Below are 18,596 nucleotides of genomic sequence, written 5' to 3'. Positions count from 1 at the left end.
GCAAGAAGTAATTAATTCCAAAATCAAAAGTCAAAAGTAAGAAGTAATTAATTCAAAAGTCAAAAGTCAAAAGTAAGAAGTAATTAATTCCAAAATCAAAAGCAAGAAGTAATTAATTCAAAAGTCAAAAGTCAAAAGTAAGAAGTAATTAATTCCAAAATCAAAAGTAATTAATTCAAAAGTAATTAATTCAAAAGTAATTAATTCAAAATTCAAAAGTCAAAAGTAAGAAGTAAGAAGTAATTAATTCCAAAATCAAAAGTAAGAAGTAATTAATTCAAAAGTCAAAAATCAAAAGTCAAAAGTAAGAAGTAATTAATTCCAAAATCAAAAGTAAGAAGTAATTAATTCAAAAGTCAAAAGTCAAAAGTCAAAAGGAAGAAGGAAGAAATAATAGGGAGTTAATTTGAGTATATTTAAGCAAGCAAAGCAGGAAGAATAAAGATGTGTTTTAGCTGTTCGGCAAAAATTCATTCCTAGATTCAGCAACGCCGTTATTTTAGTTGAATTATAGTTATTTAGAAAAGGTGGAAATATGGAAATCAACTAACCTATAAAGTACATTTTTTTATTGTTATTAAATTTTATCCAAAATCCAAAATTTACTAATTTTATTCAATTACTTTTACAATATCTCCATCTTTCAGATAACCAGCACCTGCAACAACTACACGATCGCCTAATTTTAAACCTTCTTTTATTTCAATTTTAGCATTAGCTAAATCGCTGTTTTTACTCAGGATTTTTCCTACTTCTATAGGCACGGCTTTAACTCGATTATTTTCTCCCAAAACATAAACAATAGATTTTCCATCTGCTTGAGGTAATACTGCTTTTGCCGGAACTTTTAACCCTTGATTAGTTGCTGTTGTAATTGTTGCCCGCAAAAACATTCCTGGTCGTAATAAATCACTTTTAGGTAGGTCAATTTTGATTGTAGCTTCGCGACTTTCTTGGTCAACTAATGGCGCTATTTCTCTAACTGTTCCTAACATTTTTATCCGACTATCAGCATCAGAACTAATTTGAACTTTTTTGCCAACTTTTACTTGCGCTAATTGAGTTTCTGGTACTTTTAATTGTAGTTCTAATTGATTATCTTTGATAATAGAAAACAACATTTTACTGCCAGAAGTAACATCACCAACGCGAGCTATTCGTTCCGCCACGATGCCATTTGCTGGTGCCCGGACTAAAGTCTGTGCTAACTGAGTTTTTCTCTCTTCTACGCGAGCTTTGTCACTGTTAACATTTGCCATAGCACTGTCAATATTTGATAAAGCGCTGTCAACTTCTGCCTGGGCACTATTTACATTCGCACTTGCACTACTAACTTTTGCTTCTGCACTGCGTAGTTGAGCCATGACACTACTGACATTTGCTTCTGCACTTTCAACTCTCGCTTCTGCACTGCTAACATTTGAGCTAGCAATATCAACTTTGGCTTTAGCACTACTAACGTTGGCATCGGCAATTTCAATTTTGGCTTCAGCACTACTGACGTTAGCATCAGCACTTTCAACTCTAGCTTTAGCACTATCAATATTAGCCTCAGCAACTCGCACTCCTTCCCTAGCAGTTTTCACAGCAGTGCTACGAGTTTCCAATTCTTGAGCACTAATAACCCCCTCTGACTCCAGAGTTTGGTATCGCTCAAAATCTCTTTGAGCTTGTTCTTCGTTAGCTTTTGCTTCTGCTAACTTAGCTTCAGTTTGAGCTACAGATGCCAGAGCTTCATTGCGACTCGCTTGTGTTTGTTTCAAGGCAGCAATAGCATCATTGCGACTCGCTTGTGCTTGTTTCAACGCAGCAAGAGCATCATCTCGACTTGCTTTTGTTTGTTTCAAACCAGCGATCGCTTCATCTGTACCTGCTTTTGCCTGAGTAATAGCAGCTTTAATTTGGTCGCGGTCAGCTTCAGCTTGTTCGCGGGCAGCAATTGCTTGCTCTACCCCAACCTTAGCCTTGCTATAAGCAGCTTTTCTTTGTTTTACTCCACTGCTAGTAGATTCTACTTGAGATTTGGCCTGGTTAATTTGCGACTTCAAAACAGAGTCATCTAAAATTGCCATCACCTGACCTAAAGTGACTTTGTCTCCTTCTTCTATCAATACCTGTTGAATTTGTAACCCAGTCGCCTGTGGTAATACTGGCAACAGATCAAAGGCAACAACATCACCTGTGGCATCAAAGGTACGTTCTACTGTTGCTAATTCTACGGCCGCTACTGTGACACTCATAGTAGGAGCCAAGTTATTTTCTACCGCATTTGTAACAGTTTGTGCGGGAGAATTTCCCGGAATAGTTTCACTCCCAGAGTTTTCCTTTTGTCCAGAAACTAACTGCATACTTACCACACTAGCAACTACACCGATGCCAATACCAACAATTAATCCTTGCCATCTAACTCTATTTTTCTGGGGAGGAAATGCGGCATTATCACTAATGATTTCTTCGTCTTCCTCTTCCTCTTTTTGAGTATAGATACTCAGAGTATTTATATTGTAGCTCTCGGCTTGATGAGAGTTGTCTAGACGATCGCTATCTTGCTTTTTTAGTATATTTTCTGGTATAATTTTATTTCTCAATTTACTTTCACCCATTTCCATCACCACTCAACAATTATATTGTAAAGAAAAATTATCGTTTTGTTAGATTTCTTTAAACCATGAAGTAACAGGAGATAAAAATGACCCTGATTTTGGTTTCTTTGTCTCATTATCTTTAGCACTATTTATAATATTAAGTAAAAATAAATGACGTAAGAAACCAAAAAATAACTTAAACAACTACAATATTTAAAAAAGTCTAAACAATCAAAACAAATTTAAGAAAAAAAAATGTTTAATGCCACTGAAGTATTAATTAATTCATTTGTTGAAAAAATAAAAGATGGCTACCGTCGTACTTACGGCGGTTATAAGTCTAACTACGAAGAAATTATTGGTTGGGCAGGAAATATGGCACTAGAAAATATTGCCAATAGCGATGCCCTTTACCATAATGTAGAACATACAATTCTGGTAACTCTTGTCGGCCAAGAAATTCTACGGGGAAAACATATTCGAGAAGGAGGAGTTGCCTGCGAAGATTGGTTACATTATATTATTTCCTTAGTTTGCCATGATATTGGATATGTAAAAGGAGTTTGTCAGAAAGACAAAAAAGGATGGTACGCTACGGGTAAGGGAGATGAAATGGTTAATTTGCCATTAGGTTGTACAGATGCTAGTTTAACTCCTTATCATGTGGACCGGGCAAAATTATTTATTAATGAAAGATTTGGCGGTCACAAATTAATTGATGTAGAAATAATTAAGTACAATATTGAGCTAACGCGTTTTCCTGTTCCGAAAGAATCAGATCATCAAGATACTGTTAATTATCCTGGTTTAGTAAGAGCAGCAGATTTAATTGGCCAATTAAGCGACCCCCGCTATCTCAATAAAATTTCTTCTCTATATTATGAATTTGAAGAAACAGGTTTTAATGGAAAAGTAGGGTATAAAAATCCTAGCGATCTGCGTGATAATTATCCGCAGTTTTTCTGGCAAGGAGTTCATCCTTATGTAAAAAATGCTCTGAAATATTTGTCTCTAACACAGCAAGGTAAGCAAATTATTGCTAACCTTTACTCTAATGTATTTGTAATAGAGCATGACCCTTTATCTAATAAGGTTGCTGTTTAGAGAAGGAAGAAGGAAGAAGGAAGAAGGAAGAGGGAAGAGGGAAGAAGACATCTAGTTATCTAGGCAATTATTTATCTACCAGAGAAGGAAAAATTTTATTTTGTCTGAGTTTTAAGCTTTTGATATCTCCTAAATTTTCCTTCAACTGGTATAATATTTTGTTGAAATAAGTAATTTTATTTATCAGTTAGCCTCCTAACGGAGGAGCTACGCTATCAGTACCTCTGCAATAAGGAGGCTTGAAATACGGAATTCTCTTTTTTTATCCCCTTAAAAGGGGAAACCTTAGACTACGATTTTTCGGCAACAAGAAAAAGAAAATATCTCTAATACTAAATCCAGTTATTATCGGCTAATTACTTAAATGTTAAAAACCTTTACCTCTAAACATTTTAATTTTTTCAACACTATCTTATATAGCCAAAGGAAGAAGGAAAAATCTTGTTTTGTCTGAGTTTTAAACTTTTGATATTTCCGCGCCCTTTTCTTCGACTTTTATACTTTCTTTCTCACGGAAAAAATTATGTGTTTAGATAATATTGAAAATTTTCACAGACAAAAATCTCAGGTGACTATTTCCAATAATCAGTGTCAAGTAATTTGTGATACGCTAGAATTCTACAAAACAGGAATATCATAAATTTTGAAGCTGCCTAAGCTATTACCAAAAAATTGTGGTATGAAACCTCTCCTTTTAAGGGGATAAAAAGAAAAATTGTAAGCATTCAGCTATTAGCGGTCAGCTAATAGCTGAATGCTTACGAAAAATTTTCCTTTGAGTCAATCCTAATCCGTTTAAAAGGAGAGGTAATTGTTAATTATTAATTATTAATTATTAATTATTAATTATTGAACGACTTTATGAATGTCAAATTTTCACCTATTCAACAGTTTCTAATTACATGGTTATTGTTATTAGTAGCAGGATGGTTAACAATCGAAGCAATTAGTTATGTAGGTGAAATAGTTAGTATTATAATTACAGCAGGATTAGTGGCATTTTTATTAAACTATCCAGTGTCTAAACTACAAAAAATTTTGCCCCGCAGTTTGGCAGCAGGTTTAGTATATTTAACCGCTGCCTTAATAATATTATTTATCGGTCTAACTATTGTTCCACCAGTTCTTAACCAAGCTCGACAATTGTGGTTGAAATTTCCCGACTTATTAGAATCTGCCAGATGGCAATTAACAGAATTTCAAACCTGGAGTGAAAATAATAACTTACCCTTCGATGTCGGTATTTGGCAACAACAATTATTAGCAGAAACCCAAGAACAAATACAAGCGATCGCTACTACCAGTTTGGGTTTGGTCTTAGGAACAGTTAACTGGTTTTTCGACTTAATCTTAATTTTAGTAATCTCTTTTTATATGCTCTTAGACGGAGAAAGAGTTTGGGATAATCTGACAAGTATTATTGTGCCAAAAGTACGGGATGTATTTACAAAATCCCTAGAAGTTAATCTGCAAAGTTTTGTTTCTGGACAGTTGCTATTAGGTTTATTTATGGCAACTACCTTATCTTTTGCTTTTTGGTTTCTTGGTGTTCCCTATTTTCTACTATTTGCAGTATTTATAGGTGTCATGGAATTAATTCCATTTATTGGCGCAACTTTAGGTATTGGCACTGTAGGAAGTATAGTAACATTTATTAATTGGTGGTTAGCTTTAAAAGTGTTGATTGTGGCGATCGCTCTCCAACAAATTAAAGATAATATAGTTGCCCCAAGAATTATGGGTAATTTAACCGGACTTAGCCCAGTAATTATTTTTGCAGCATTACTATTAGGTGGTAAAATAGGAGGACTTTTGGGAGTAATATTAGCAATTCCACTCACTGGAGTTTTAAAAAGTATTGTAGAAGTTGTACTAAATCCAAAATTACCACCCCAAACAGGTTCTTTCTTTTATAATCCTATGGATGAAGAACATGAATTCTCAGAAATAGAAATAAAACAATTAAATCAAAAAATTTCTCCTTAAATTTTTCCTTTTTATCTCCTAGCTTCTGTCTAATATCAAGTCTCATTAATTAGCCATAATAAATTAGCTATCTGAAAAGTTTTTTGATACTGAATTTTGCCCCCCTAACCCCCCAACGCATGGGGGGAACAATAGTCAATTTGCTTCTAACAAGTCCCCCAATGGGTGGGGGATGCGCGGGGGCTTGGATGTATTGGCCAAGCAAAGTTTGCCAAGGATTGAAATTTGCCCCCCTAGCCCCCCAACGCATGGGGGGAACAATAGTCAATTTGCTTGGTCTAGTCCCCCAATGCGCGGGGGATGCGCGGGGGCTTGGATGTAGTTGCCAAGGCAAGTTTGCCAAGGATTGAAATTTGCCCCCCTAGCCCCCCAACGCATGGGGGGAACAATAGTCAATTTGCTTGGTCTAGTCCCCCAATGCGCGGGGGATGCGCGGGGGCTTGGATGTAGTTGCCAAGGCAAGTTCGCCAAGTATGCCATCTTTATTATATTGTGGTTAATCAGTGCAACTTGATTAACTTATTAAATTTATTCCTTCTTCCTTCTTCCCTCTTACTTCTTCCTTCTTAAATATGAAATGGTGGAAAAATCTTAAAAAAAATCCTCTAGCAAGATTTGGTGCATTATTACTATTAATTTTTTACATAGTAGTAATTGCTGCTGATTTTGTTGCCCCCTATGACCCCTACGCATCTCAAACTAATGGTTCCCTATTACCACCCACTAAAATTTATTGGCAAAACCAAACAGGTGATTTTATTGGACCCCATATTTATCCCACAACTCAAGGACCAGTAGATTTAGAAACTGGACTTCGTAAATTAAACGTAGAGTTAGATAAACCATCCCCTCTCGGTTTATTTGTTAAAGGAACACCCTATAAACTGTTTGGCATCTTGCCTTTGGATCGACATTTATTTGGCAGTATAGGTGAAGCAAAATTTAACATATTAGGCACTGATGAACAAGCAAGAGACCAATTTAGTCGCCTAATTTTTGGCGGTCGTATTAGTCTATTTATTGGCTTAGTAGGTATTCTGATTTACTTTCCTCTAGGGATGATTATTGGAGGAATTTCTGGTTATTTTGGTGGTTTAGTAGATAGTATTTTGATGCGTTTTGCTGAAGTATTAATGACAATTCCAGGTATCTATTTATTAGTAGCATTAGCTGCCGTATTACCACCTAGTTTAACTAGCGCTCAAAGATTTCTATTAATTGTTGCTATTACTTCATTTATTAGTTGGGCAGGGTTAGCAAGAGTAATTCGTGGACAAGTGCTATCCATAAAAGAACAAGAATTTGTCCAAGCTGTGAGGGCAATGGGAGCAAATTCTTTTTACATCATCATCCGTCATGTATTGCCTCAAACTGCAACATACATAATTATCTCAGCCACCTTAGCCATTCCTAGCTTTATTATCTCAGAATCAGTTTTAAGTTTGATTGGTTTAGGCATTCAACAACCAGACCCATCTTGGGGAAATATGCTATCTTTAGCCACCAACGCTTCAATCTTAGTATTACAACCATGGTTAGTATGGCCACCAGCACTATTGATTATTTTGACAGTATTAGCCTTTAATTTATTAGGAGATGGGTTGCGAGATGCTCTAGATCCAAGAAATTTACAAAGGTAATTCTCAGGAGTCAAGAGTCAGGAGTCAGGAGTTAGGAGTCAGGAGTCAACCCACCCCTAACACCTCCCAGGAGGGGAAGTAGGGGCGAATGGCCATTCGCCCCTACAGGAGTCAGTGCAAAATTTGTAGGCTCAGTTAGACGGCTAAAATCTAGATTGTGAAAGGCATTTAACAATCCGTCGTAACGCACTATTCTAGCTGTGTCGGTCTACTACATCTTAAATTTATTTGGCTTTTCCCTGTTCCCTGCTATAAATCTGATGATTGGCAGAATAGAAAAAGATAAATTTTTCTTTAGGGTTTAATACCTCGCCGTCCACATGGTATTTACAATTAGTTGGGGTTTGAGTCCCCACCCACTTTTTCTTTTTTCCTTCTTCCTTCTTCTTTCTTCCTTCTTTCTTCTTTCTTCAATTTAAACAATTTTTTTGAGGATAAAATATGATGTTTGCGTAACATTCTGTAGGAAAGTTTCTCCCATAGGAGGCTAACTGATAATTGATAACTGATAACTGATAACTGATAACTGATAACTGATAACTGAAATGACTACTACTTTAAAACCTAGATCAGATATAGCGACACAATTAGTAAATAGAATTCTATCCATTAAACCACTAGCTAATTTTGCTAAAACTCAAGCACGAAAAATGATTATTAAACGTGCAGAAAAAATTGGTGTACCTTGGCGCAAACAAGCAAAAGAACTTTCTGAACGTAATTGGAATAAAGAATGGGAAATAGTAAATAATCCTAATTTGATTTATCCAGAATATTACCTTACTTCATTTCATGCTTATGAAAAAGGTAATATGAGTTGGGAAGCTGCAACAGAAGTAGAAGCAGCATCTTTAGCAGTTCATGCGAGTATTTGGCCGGAATTAGGTATTGCTGGAGATGCTAAATTTCGTCAGACTTATTCTGATATTCTCAAAGCAGAAATTCCTACACCAAATGATATTTTAGACCTGGGATGTAGTGTGGGATTAAATACTTTTCCTCTACAAAAAGTTTACCCAGAAGCTAAGTTGACAGGGGTAGATTTATCACCTTATTTTTTAGCAGTTGGTTTATATCGTTCCCAACAACAAAATTTAGATATTAATTGGGTTCATGCTGCTGCGGAAGAAACTGGTTTGCCTGATGCTTCTTTTGATTTAGTTTCTATCTCTTTAGTCTGTCATGAACTACCACAAACTGCTACTAGAAAAATATTTCGGGAGGCAAGGCGGTTATTACGTCCGAACGGCAATATTGCAATTATGGATATGAATCCTAAATCAGAAGTTTATGCCACAATGAAACCTTATGTTTTTACTTTGTTGAAAAGTACGGAACCTTATCTGGATGAATATTTCACTTTAGATATTGAAAAAGAATTGATAGATGCTGGTTTTATGGCTCCCAAAATAATATGTAATACTTATCGTCATCGTACAGTTATTGCTAGGGTATAGCAGAAGAAAGAAGGAAGAAGGAAGAAGGAAGAAGGAAGAAAGAAGAAGGAAAAATATTGCGTTGTCTGAGTTTTAGAGATTCTCGATCTTTCCTAACTTTTGCTTCGACTGCTATATCTTTTTCTTTTGAGTTTACAGAAGCTTTCATTTGGGTAAACCACAGTAGGGACGTTCCATGGAACGTCACTACAAGATTTGAAATGTGAAGATGTGGTTCATTAATTTGAAAAGCGCTTTCATTAATGGATAATTGATAATGGATAATTGATAATTACCTCTGGTTAAAACCGTTACGGAATTGAATATAAGGAAATATTATTTCTTTGTTTTCCCCTTAAAAGGGGAGGCTTTAAACCAGAATTATTTAATTATTAATTAATTAATTATTCGGTAATATTCTGCCATCTACACGATGTTTACAAATTTTTAGGGTTTGAGTCCCCATCCACTTATTCCTTCTTCCTCATTTTAGGGTTTGAGTCCCCATCCACTTATTCCTTATTCCTCCTTCCTTCTTCCTTCTTTTAGGGTTTGAGTCCCTATCTACTTCCTCCTTCTTCCTTCTTCCTTCTTCCTTCTTCAATTACCTTGAGGCCAAACTCCAGAAAAGATATTTTTCACCGCAATTGAAATTCGTTCAATATCTTCTTTTAAAAGTGGCGGCCACATTACTCCTTTTCGTCTACCAGCTTCAAATAATTTCAGGCTTTCCATTGCTAATAAATATAATCCGGCAACCAATTCTCGGTCTAGAAGGGGGTCTCCTTGTAACATTTCAAAAGAGATTTTTAGAGCTAACAAAATATTAGTTGCTTGGCCGGGAATAGGAGGTTTACCTTGTTCGAGACGCATGAGGAAAGCATCTGGATTAATTTTAGTTTCTAAAGCTGTTCCTTGATCGATGAGAAATTGACGGGCAGTTTCGTAATTCATATTAATAATTAGTATGATTCAACTATATTTATTTCAGTTGTACCACTTAAAGCAAAAATGTCACGGGAAAATATAGCAACGGTTGTTAAAATTTGAGAATCTCTTTCTGATGCACAACAGGAGCAAATTATTGAGCATTTACGGGAATATATTGCTGATTTAGAAGATGAATTACAGTGGGATAAATCTTTTCAGAGAACACAAAATAAATTAGTAGAAGTAGCCAGACTTGCTAAACAACAAATTTCTCAATAAAAGGGGCAAGCAATGGATTATGATAAGTAATTTGTAGGTTGGGTTAAGCGAGAGCGAACCCAACAAAAACTCATATCAATCTTTTGTATAACCGGACAGAATATTGCGATATTTTTCAACTCAATTTACCCTTGCTACTTAATATTAGTTTCTGAGTAATTTGTAGGTTGGGTTAAGCGAGAGCGAACCCAACAAAAACTCATATCAATCTTTTGTATAACCGGACAGAATATTGCTGTATTTTTCAACTCAATTTACCTTTGCTGCTTAATATTAGTTTCTGAGAAATAGTAGAGCGATCGCTAGACTGAAAAAACAGTTTATACCTGGTTGATATTGAGTATTTTAATTTTCCATATTTTCTGCCTAATATCTACTGCACTAAATCGAAAAGTGATACGGTTGAATTTTATAATTAACAATTAAATATTTATTTTTAGTTTTTAATTACTACTCCAATAAACAGCAACAGAAATACAATTAATTTTGACAAAATTCATTTTGTTAAGCTAAACTGGATATTCATAGAGGTAGGGTGCATAACTTCAATTCAATGGAAGGGCTATACTATGGACAATAGTACAGTTTGAACATGATGTTTTTCAGAACGTTGGAGAAACCCATTTTAATGAGATAAGTTTTGAATATTTAGAATCCCAGGTTGAAGAATTACCAGAAATTAAACCAGACTTCCTTGAACTAACAGAAGAGAAAATATTAGTGTTAGGAGGTGAACTGGGAGGAATTAATAAAAATGAATTACTTTTACAGCTTGCTTATTGCATTGCTAAAAAAATTGATTCTCAAAAAACTGATTCCGATCAAACTAATGCTCAAGTTGATATATCTATTAAAGTTTGGAGACGTAGTTCAAGTCAACAAATTATTGATTTAGAACTAGAACTCAGAAATACAAAACATCCTACTATTTTTGTTTTTACTGATATTGAACCTCAAAACATTAATAGTAGTTTACAACATATTTACGAAATTGCTAAATTACTCCCACATTGGGTTTTATTTAGCACAGATAGAAGTTTCTCTAGTTGGCATCTAGGTGAAAATGCCAAAAACACTTTTTTTCCAACGGATATAAATCCTCAAGATATTTATGGTAATAATTTTTTAGCCAATGAGCTTGAAAAGAAACTCGTCGAAGAAAATCTCAAAGTAGAAATAAATGAATACTTAAAAAATGATGCTCAAACACTTAAATCAATTGCGGATAATTTAGGTACTTTAGGCAATATTTTTCAGTTTGTAAAACTATTTGCTAGAAAATCAAAAGAATCAGAAACTCCACAAACAGATGTAGATATTAATGCTCTAATCAGCGATTCAAAAAATGACGAAAAATTTATTAGAAACTTATTCCAAAACATTTTAAAAGATGATCCCCGACAACAACTTTTAGCATTGGGAATCAGCTTGTTCAACGGTATGTTTGAAGACCAGCTATTTACGGCCTTAGAAAAAGTATTTACGGAAGCTTGGCAGAAACGAAACCCATCTCTCGCAGCTCTTGATTATTCTGACTTAGAGGAACTTAGAGATAATTACTTCGATTTTCAAGAAAATGATGACTTATATGAAGGAGTTTCTAATAGTTTTAAAGTTGTCGAAACGAAATCTTATAAAACAGATATTCGTTCAATAAACATTCTATCTCTGGGAAATCGTGACAAACTTTTTGAAATAGCGTGGGAGACTCACCGTAGGCAAATTATTAATGCTTTAGAGGTATTAGTTGATATTGTTAAAGAGTCTGCGTCAGAAAAAAATAATTATCTTCCAGGAGAATGGGATTTATATGGCGATCCAATACGACGTGAGAAACTGCGTAGTGCAATTACTAATACTTTCAGCAGTATAGGTTTAATTTCTATTAATGCAGTATATAGTTCTTTGTTACAGTTAGCTACAGATAAAAACTTAGAGGTGCGAGCTGTGGCCGCAAATATTATTGCTAGCTGGTATAACCCTAAGAAATCTGATGGAAATCAAAATGAGAAATTATTTAGAATTTTGCAGTCCTTTTATGGTACTGCTTTACAAAAAGAATACGCTCAACAAAGTCAACAGATTAATGAAAAAATAGGAGAGGGAGATAATATTGAAAGTCAGGATGAATCTAAACAGAAAGAAACTGAAAAACAGCAAAATAAAAATAAAGTAGACCAGATTAAAGGTAAAGTTGTTCAAGAAACACAAAAGACTTTAAAGAATATTATAGGGTTATCAGAAAAGTATCAGAATAAAGAGGAATTGTATTATGTCAGAAAAGAGCTAGACTTACACGATTATATTGGAGCGACTGTAGCTGTTACTATTGGTAACGTAATTTATGAATATTATGAAGGTAAAAATCTTTCCGATGATTTCTATAAATGGCTTGAAGAATTATCAGAAAGTAGACTTCGTTTGGTTCATTATTACTTTGGTTATCATACAATGTTTTGGGTAGTGCCTTTGCATTTAAAAGAAGAAAAAATGCAGCTTCTGCTCAAAAAAATAACACAAAAGCACAGAGAATTTTTGGATTGGCGGGGTAGCTTAAGTCTAAATGATGGAATTGCTAGAAGTTTAGCCCATGCTTACAACTATCCAGAGAATCGTTTGGAGGTTAAAGACATACTTGATAGTTGGTATAGTGAAGTTAGAAAAAATGTAAGAAAACAAAATACTGAGGAAGATACTAATCATTATACTTTGCTTCAAACTGTTGTACTAACCTACGGAAAAATTAAGTATGATGAGGAACCTCCTATCTTAGTTAATGATGCGTTGAAGCGGTTAAAAGAAGTTTTCAATTTACTGCGTTCGGAGGAAAGTTTTGAGTATGAAAAATATCTCGTTGTGCGTAAAGGTGTAATTGATACAATTTATTGTTTGACAGAAAAATATTTCGATGAGGTTCAATCAGAATTACAGGAGATAATCTCGACTTTCAATTCTGAAGAACAGAAAAAATTAGTTAATAAGTTAACTGATATGTATCTTACACAATTTGGTAATTTTGTACGAGAAATACGAGAAAGAGGAGAGGTTGAGGATAAAGATATTGAAAAGGAAATATCTAGACATCCAACTAAAATTGAAAAATCTATGAATGCCTGGATTCTGGTTCAGAGTAAACCAATAATTCAACGTATTGCAATACAGGCTTTAGTTGCTTTTGCTAAAGCTGCTAGAAAAGAAGTCCAATATCTATAAAGATGGTAAAAAACTATGAGAGTACAGGAAAAAAAACAGCCACAAGAGTGGTTAAATAATCTATATATTCCAATTGTAGTATTTTGGGTTGCTTTTTTTGATGAAGAAAGTCAAGGAACAAACTATCAACCTATAGTTCGCAGTTTATTACCCGAAGTTTTGAGACAGCAGAAACTATCCAAAACTGACATGGAATTTGTTTTAGATAGTTGGAATAAATCAGATTCAGATGATTACTTAAAAGCAATTTCTAGACTATTAAAAAGTGGGATTTACTGGTATAACCGTCTCTGGATAGGTTTTATGGCTTTATTTGTAATATTGGTGATGTTCAGCTATTGTTCTAATAATAGTTCAAATCGTAGACGAAATACTTATTCATCTAGGAGACCAGCACCAACTTTTACTCAACCTAGAGGTAGGTCAAATAATACTCGTAATAATTATGTAAGACCTACATATAAGTCAAGAACTAATACGGTTAATCAAAGAACAAAACAAGAAATATTTGACAAAGTTATCTTTGATAAAACTTATCGCGCAGGCAACTTTAAAATCAAATTAGGATCGGATGCTCAAAATGGAAAAACTTACTATGGCTGTGACGCTACAAACAACTGCATTTTCTTGAAGCATGGAAAGCAAGATTTAAGAAAGCGAAAGATTACCTGGAAGAATGGTCAATATACTTACTCTGTTTTCTGGGATGAAGGTGGTAATTCAATGTACTTAAATGTTTTTGAAGGAAATCGACCATTGCTCAAGGAATTAATGCGTCCACTTAGCTAAAGATAAAGTCTAATTGTAATAACTAGACCCAATCTTCAACCAGATATTGTGTAGATAGTGGAGTATTAAATCTACAAAGAAAAAATAATTTTTGGTGTATTCTTTTCTTTTACCTAACACCTACCACCTATCACCTAAAACCTAACACTTACTCCCCAAAATAATGAGGTGTAAAACTCCCATGTAAACCATAAGGAATATGATGCTTTAAATGCAACCTCGCCACAGGTTTCTTACTCAAATCTCTAGCATCCAAAATCACAACATCTGACCTATGTTCCGCCGCATCATACATCAACATCAATAACCAACCATCATCTTCATTCACCCCATTCGGAAAAGGAACAAATAAAGGTTCACCCGCAAAACCTCGTGGTGCAACACTAAAAATTTGACGTTCTCCTGTTTGCCAATCAATCTTTAATATTGCTTGTAAAGGAGCATTTCCACTTGGTTGTTCTGCTACTCCAATAAACAAATATCGATAAGCTTTTCCCACATTATTCGGATTTAGATTCGGAAAGTCACAACAACGACTTTCAAGCAATTTATGTTCTACATTATTCTCTGACAAATTAATCTTAAATCGCCATAATTGACTTGCTGGAATTGAGTCAAAATCTAATTCACGAAAATCATCACCCATGTCAACTTTTGGGAAAGATTCATAACAAATAGAATCTACATAAATTTCCCCATTCTTTTCCCAAGCATTAGCATGATGAAATATAAAACAAGGTTTCGTTTCCAAAATTTTCATAGCTTTACTACCATCACGAGGAATTAAAATAACCTGTGTTGATTTATTAGGTGAAAATTCCAAACATTGACCTGCACTTTGCAATCCCAGGAAGAAAGGAAAAGGATTAAAAGTAAGAGGATTTTGGAAAAAGATACAGTAATTTGGTGTAATTGCCATATCGTGTAAAAAGGCAAAACCAGGAATAGAATTAGAGTAGCGTTTGAGTAATTTTCCCTGACTATTAAGTTCAAAAATAGTGATGGTAGTTGACAAACCTGGTTTGACAGAAAAATTAACTAAAACATCTCCTTTCCCATCCTTTCCTTTATCAATTCTGGGGTGAGCAGAAAAAGCTTGACCTGGTTGTAAAACTCCATCTAAATCGCTAAGGTTAATAGTTTCTAAATTCTGGGGATTTAAATGATGAGGTTGCCCTGGTTCCCACAATGCCAAAAGTTTATTACCCCAATAAAGAATACCAGTATTAGCACAATTTTTAACGTTTACATCGAAAATATTCGCTAACCAACCGCCTGGTTTTTGAGCACCAAAACCTCGATAGAGAATTTTTCCTGCTGCTTTTTCTGCCACATAACCTTCAGTTTTAACAAAGCTATTTCGGAAGTAGGCACGACCATTTTTAAAACCAATAGAACAAACCATTCCATCCCCATCAAAAGGATGAGCGATCGCCTGACCATTAATATCTAATAAACCTGGTCCGTTGCGGAAAAAAGTACCATTCAAATCTGCTGGTATTTCACCTTCTATATCATCAATCCAATAATCATATTCATTAGGTTGAGATTCATATCCTTTTTTCCAATCTTCACGGGTATAAGATGTAGATTTTTCTATTTGTAAATTTGTCATAATTAGAGTAGTTATTGAGTTGATGAAAGTACAAAATTTTATGTTTTTAGGGAATAGGGAATGAATAGAAATATTCAGAAAAGAGGGAGTAGGTCGTAGGGAAGTTGCATGCAAGGTCCTTACAAGGGAGAAAGAATTAGATTAATAAGAGTGGAATAATTGATTTTATCAGGACTTACGCAAATTCACCTTGAAAACACAATTTGTAGGGGCGAATGGTATTCGCCCTCCCCTTAACGAAGTCAGAAGCTAACCCACCCCTAACCCCTCCCAGGAGGGGAAGTAGGGGATTTAAGCCCCGCTCCAAAAATATTGCACCTTAAAAGGCGGGGTTTTAGACCCATGTTATTTTGATAAGTAGAGTCTCTGCGTCGGTCCTGTATTATATCAAGTCTCATTAATTAGCCATAATAAATTAGCTATCTTTAGTCCTCTTTAGTCATCTAAAGATGACTTCCGCTTTGAGCCAAGAAATTTATTTCTTGGCGGATGAATTATGACTTCTAATTTCAGTATTAGGCACCATTTCTGGTAAATATTCTGGTAGAAAATTAGAGATGCCAACTTCAGTTCCGATAGGTTCGGGTTCTAATACTGGTAGAGAATTAATATTTTCATTTTCCTGCATTTGAGCATTAGCTGCGGGCAACCAATTTAATACAAATAATGGCAATAAGGTAGATAGGTTAGTGATAACTATTAACAACCACAAATTATCAAAATTTGTCTCTGTAACTTTGAGCCAGTGCATTAACAATGCGCCGCCTTCATGGGAAATTAATTGAGCTAAATTATAGATAGACATTAATAAAGCAAATAGAGTTGCTTCTACTCCCGGTGGGCAAAGTCTGGCAGCTAAAACTAATACAGGCATGAAAGCAATTTTTCCCATTACTGTTAGCACTAAACTATCTCCTAAACTAAACCAATGGTCATCGATACCTATACTGCGGTTAGCATGAGTAACTAGCAGTAAAGTAGTCATTCCTAAAACAGCAGAAATAACTGTAGACCATCCGAAAATTTGCCGAAAAGGAACAGATTTAAAAAAGCGTTGAAATAGCCAAACACCTATTAAAGCTGCAACACTTGTTACTAACTGTATCCTGCCTAAAAATTCTGGTTGAAATCCTAATTCATTTGTGGAAAAGAAAAAGAAAGCTGACTCAGAATTAGGGGTTGCTTGCCAAAGAAAAATGAAAGCAGTTGGTAATAAAATTGATTTTTTAGTAACAGCTATTTTTACCTGTTTAATTTGCTGTTTTACATTGTCAAAGTTAATCCCAATAGTAACTTTTTCTTCATTAATTAACCAGGCTACAACAGAAACAATCAAAGGAAAAATAGCTGTCATTAAAAATACAGTTTGATTGCTAAAATGCTCTAGTAAATAACCACTCAAATAAGCAGTTATTAGTCCTCCTAATGCTGCAGCTATCCAACATAAAGATTGTAGAGAACCCGTACTACTAACAGATTCTTTTTGTACTCTTTGTACAACTAAAGAATCAACAATTACATCACTAATAGCCACCGATAAAGAACTCAGAGCGATCGCTCCTGTAGCTGCTAATGGAGTATGTACCCACTTTGCCAATGCTACCCAAGAAAATGCCCCCAGTATCCCAGAAAAAATCATATAAGGTCGTCGTCGATAACCTAATATTGGCACTCCGTCAGAAATAAACCCAAAAACAGGCTTAATCATCCACGGTATGACCACAACGCCAAACATTGCCGATACTTCAGCCGGACTCATGGCCAATTCATCCTTGAGAAAGAAGCTGACCGCAAGACGTCCCAACCCTAAAATTCCTTGGACGAAGTAAACAAGCAATATAGCCATGAGTTCCGGTGTCGGTTCATTGCCAAAAAATACTCTCTGTTTGAGAGATTCTTTGAGCTTGATTATGCCTTGAGAAGATATGAACATCAGTTAACGCTTATTAACATTTTTTAACCAATATAATCTTATCTTAACTAGCCATCAGCTATCAGTTATAGCGCTGTGCGCAGGCAACAGCTCCGGAAAGCAACAGCTCATCTGGGGGAATAAATTGCCTATCATACAAGACTTTTAGCTATTTGGCCTTTCCTGTAATTTGTAAATATACCAGCGCTCATTGCTATATCAGCCGAAAAATTTGTGCATATATTAGACACCTGTTTGCGCAGTATTTCGTTAGGAAAGGCTTTTAAATGCTACTTTTTCGTAGATTTTTCGCCAATAACAGGACAATTTATCAGGACTTACGTCAAGGCACTATTTATAGAGTATAAAGACTATTGGACAATAGTTTTAAGCGCTATATATAGCGTATCTGCGTAAATCCTATTTAGATCAAAAGTATGAAATTCAAGTTATAGCGATCGCCACAACAAAAACTAATCTAAAATCTAAAAACCCAGGCGCTATAGTTGAAAAAACATCAATCTATAGATTCACACTATCTATATCTATAGTGATCGCCACAACAAAAACCAATAGAACTTACGCAGATATACTATATATAGTACTCATAACTATTGTCCAATAGTTACTGGACTCTATATACAGTGTCTTTGCGTAAGTCCTGACTTTTTTACTTTTTTCGTCGATCAAATTCCGAGTAAATAATTAAGTATAAATACTTGCTATACATGATTACTCAATCGCGGCAGCTATGATTTTGTTCTAAAATTCTGTCTCCTTAGTTCCCCTCCTGGGAGGGGCTATGCTTTATAAACATCTTTCTTAAGATAAAACGTAGACAAAAAAGACAAGTTATGGGTAAGTCTGGAAGCGGCTTTTTCGGGAGAAAATTGTATTGAAAAATACACTATAAGTGAGGACTGTAGACAAAATTCTTACTCCCCCCTCTTCCCCCTCTTCCCCCTCTTCCCCCTCTTCCCCCTCTTCCCCCTCTTCCCCCTCTTCCCCCTCTTCCCCCTCTTCCCCCTCTTCTCCCTCTTCCCCCTCCTCCCCCTCTCCCCACCCTCCTACAAGGGTTTCAGGAGTTCCTTATAAGGGATAGCTGGG

Annotated in this window: 11 protein-coding genes; 6 read left to right on the top strand and 5 right to left on the bottom strand. The window is 35.1% G+C overall.

From position 1 onward, the window contains the following. Positions 1-611 precede the first annotated feature (611 nt). Positions 612-2,603, bottom strand: a complete 1,992-nt coding sequence (locus F6K15_RS17790; RefSeq protein WP_293062892.1) for an efflux RND transporter periplasmic adaptor subunit — start codon at positions 2,601-2,603, stop codon at positions 612-614. 237 nt (positions 2,604-2,840) lie between these two features. On the opposite strand from F6K15_RS17790, the gene F6K15_RS17785 reads away from it, so the two are divergent. The 3 genes from F6K15_RS17785 to F6K15_RS17775 all read left to right on the top strand — a co-directional run bounded on the left by F6K15_RS17785 (position 2,841) and on the right by F6K15_RS17775 (position 7,315). Beyond that, positions 2,841-3,689 (top strand): Npun_R2479 family HD domain-containing metalloprotein, encoded by an 849-nt coding sequence (locus F6K15_RS17785; RefSeq protein WP_293062891.1) that lies wholly within the window; start codon positions 2,841-2,843, stop codon positions 3,687-3,689. An 861-nt stretch (positions 3,690-4,550) separates the two neighbouring features. Next, the gene (locus F6K15_RS17780; RefSeq protein ID WP_293062889.1) at positions 4,551-5,675 is read left to right on the top strand and encodes an AI-2E family transporter; all 1,125 of its coding nucleotides are present in this window, start codon (positions 4,551-4,553) and stop codon (positions 5,673-5,675) included. A gap of 572 nt (positions 5,676-6,247) precedes the next feature. Then, positions 6,248-7,315: an ABC transporter permease gene (locus F6K15_RS17775; RefSeq protein WP_293062887.1), complete on the top strand. Its 1,068-nt coding sequence runs from the start codon at positions 6,248-6,250 to the stop codon at positions 7,313-7,315. A gap of 333 nt (positions 7,316-7,648) precedes the next feature. Here the strand turns inward: F6K15_RS17775 and F6K15_RS17770 are convergent, their stop codons facing one another. Further along, positions 7,649-7,774: a hypothetical protein gene (locus tag F6K15_RS17770; protein ID WP_293062885.1), complete on the bottom strand. Its 126-nt coding sequence runs from the start codon at positions 7,772-7,774 to the stop codon at positions 7,649-7,651. Positions 7,775-7,860: 86 nt separating this feature from the next. Here F6K15_RS17770 and F6K15_RS17765 point away from each other — a divergent pair, with 86 nt between their 5' ends. Beyond that, entirely contained in the window at positions 7,861-8,772 is a 912-nt protein-coding gene (locus F6K15_RS17765) for a class I SAM-dependent methyltransferase (RefSeq protein ID WP_293062883.1), read from the top strand. 579 nt (positions 8,773-9,351) lie between these two features. Here F6K15_RS17765 and F6K15_RS17760 read toward each other — a convergent pair. Further along, positions 9,352-9,705, bottom strand: a complete 354-nt coding sequence (locus F6K15_RS17760) for a Dethiobiotin synthetase (protein ID WP_293062881.1) — start codon at positions 9,703-9,705, stop codon at positions 9,352-9,354. Between the two features lie 975 nt (positions 9,706-10,680). On the opposite strand from F6K15_RS17760, the gene F6K15_RS17755 reads away from it, so the two are divergent. Together F6K15_RS17755 and F6K15_RS17750 are read left to right on the top strand one after the other, a co-directional pair. Then, positions 10,681-13,173, top strand: a complete 2,493-nt coding sequence (locus F6K15_RS17755; RefSeq protein ID WP_293062880.1) for a hypothetical protein — start codon at positions 10,681-10,683, stop codon at positions 13,171-13,173. Positions 13,174-13,188: 15 nt separating this feature from the next. Continuing rightward, positions 13,189-13,962: a hypothetical protein gene (locus F6K15_RS17750; protein ID WP_293062879.1), complete on the top strand. Its 774-nt coding sequence runs from the start codon at positions 13,189-13,191 to the stop codon at positions 13,960-13,962. 148 nt (positions 13,963-14,110) lie between these two features. Here F6K15_RS17750 and F6K15_RS17745 read toward each other — a convergent pair whose 3' ends face one another. Beyond that, positions 14,111-15,577 carry a carotenoid oxygenase family protein gene (locus F6K15_RS17745; RefSeq protein ID WP_293062878.1) on the bottom strand — a complete coding sequence of 489 codons (1,467 nt, stop codon included), beginning with the start codon at positions 15,575-15,577 and terminating at the stop codon, positions 14,111-14,113. Positions 15,578-16,052: 475 nt separating this feature from the next. Further along, entirely contained in the window at positions 16,053-17,510 is a 1,458-nt protein-coding gene (locus tag F6K15_RS17740) for a folate/biopterin family MFS transporter (RefSeq protein ID WP_293062877.1), read from the bottom strand. Between the last annotated feature and the right edge of the window lie 1,086 nt (positions 17,511-18,596).

This window comes from Okeania sp. SIO2B3 (assembly GCF_010672525.1).
Classification (GTDB): Bacteria; Cyanobacteriota; Cyanobacteriia; order Cyanobacteriales; family Microcoleaceae; genus Okeania.
The sequence above is the reverse complement of the archived record's forward strand: the minus strand, read 5'-3'. Positions and strand labels throughout refer to the sequence as shown.

What these genes read in the sequence shown, in the direction of transcription:
- F6K15_RS17760 (WP_293062881.1), bottom strand. Translation starts at nt 9,705, where the DNA reads ATGAATTACGAAACTGCCCGTCAATTTCTCATCGATCAAGGAACAGCT.
- F6K15_RS17740 (WP_293062877.1), bottom strand. Translation starts at nt 17,510, where the DNA reads ATGTTCATATCTTCTCAAGGCATAATCAAGCTCAAAGAATCTCTCAAA.
- F6K15_RS17775 (WP_293062887.1), top strand. Translation starts at nt 6,248, where the DNA reads ATGAAATGGTGGAAAAATCTTAAAAAAAATCCTCTAGCAAGATTTGGT.
- F6K15_RS17790 (WP_293062892.1), bottom strand. Translation starts at nt 2,603, where the DNA reads ATGGGTGAAAGTAAATTGAGAAATAAAATTATACCAGAAAATATACTA.
- F6K15_RS17770 (WP_293062885.1), bottom strand. Translation starts at nt 7,774, where the DNA reads ATGTTACGCAAACATCATATTTTATCCTCAAAAAAATTGTTTAAATTG.
- F6K15_RS17745 (WP_293062878.1), bottom strand. Translation starts at nt 15,577, where the DNA reads ATGACAAATTTACAAATAGAAAAATCTACATCTTATACCCGTGAAGAT.
- F6K15_RS17785 (WP_293062891.1), top strand. Translation starts at nt 2,841, where the DNA reads ATGTTTAATGCCACTGAAGTATTAATTAATTCATTTGTTGAAAAAATA.
- F6K15_RS17780 (WP_293062889.1), top strand. Translation starts at nt 4,551, where the DNA reads ATGAATGTCAAATTTTCACCTATTCAACAGTTTCTAATTACATGGTTA.
- F6K15_RS17765 (WP_293062883.1), top strand. Translation starts at nt 7,861, where the DNA reads ATGACTACTACTTTAAAACCTAGATCAGATATAGCGACACAATTAGTA.
- F6K15_RS17750 (WP_293062879.1), top strand. Translation starts at nt 13,189, where the DNA reads ATGAGAGTACAGGAAAAAAAACAGCCACAAGAGTGGTTAAATAATCTA.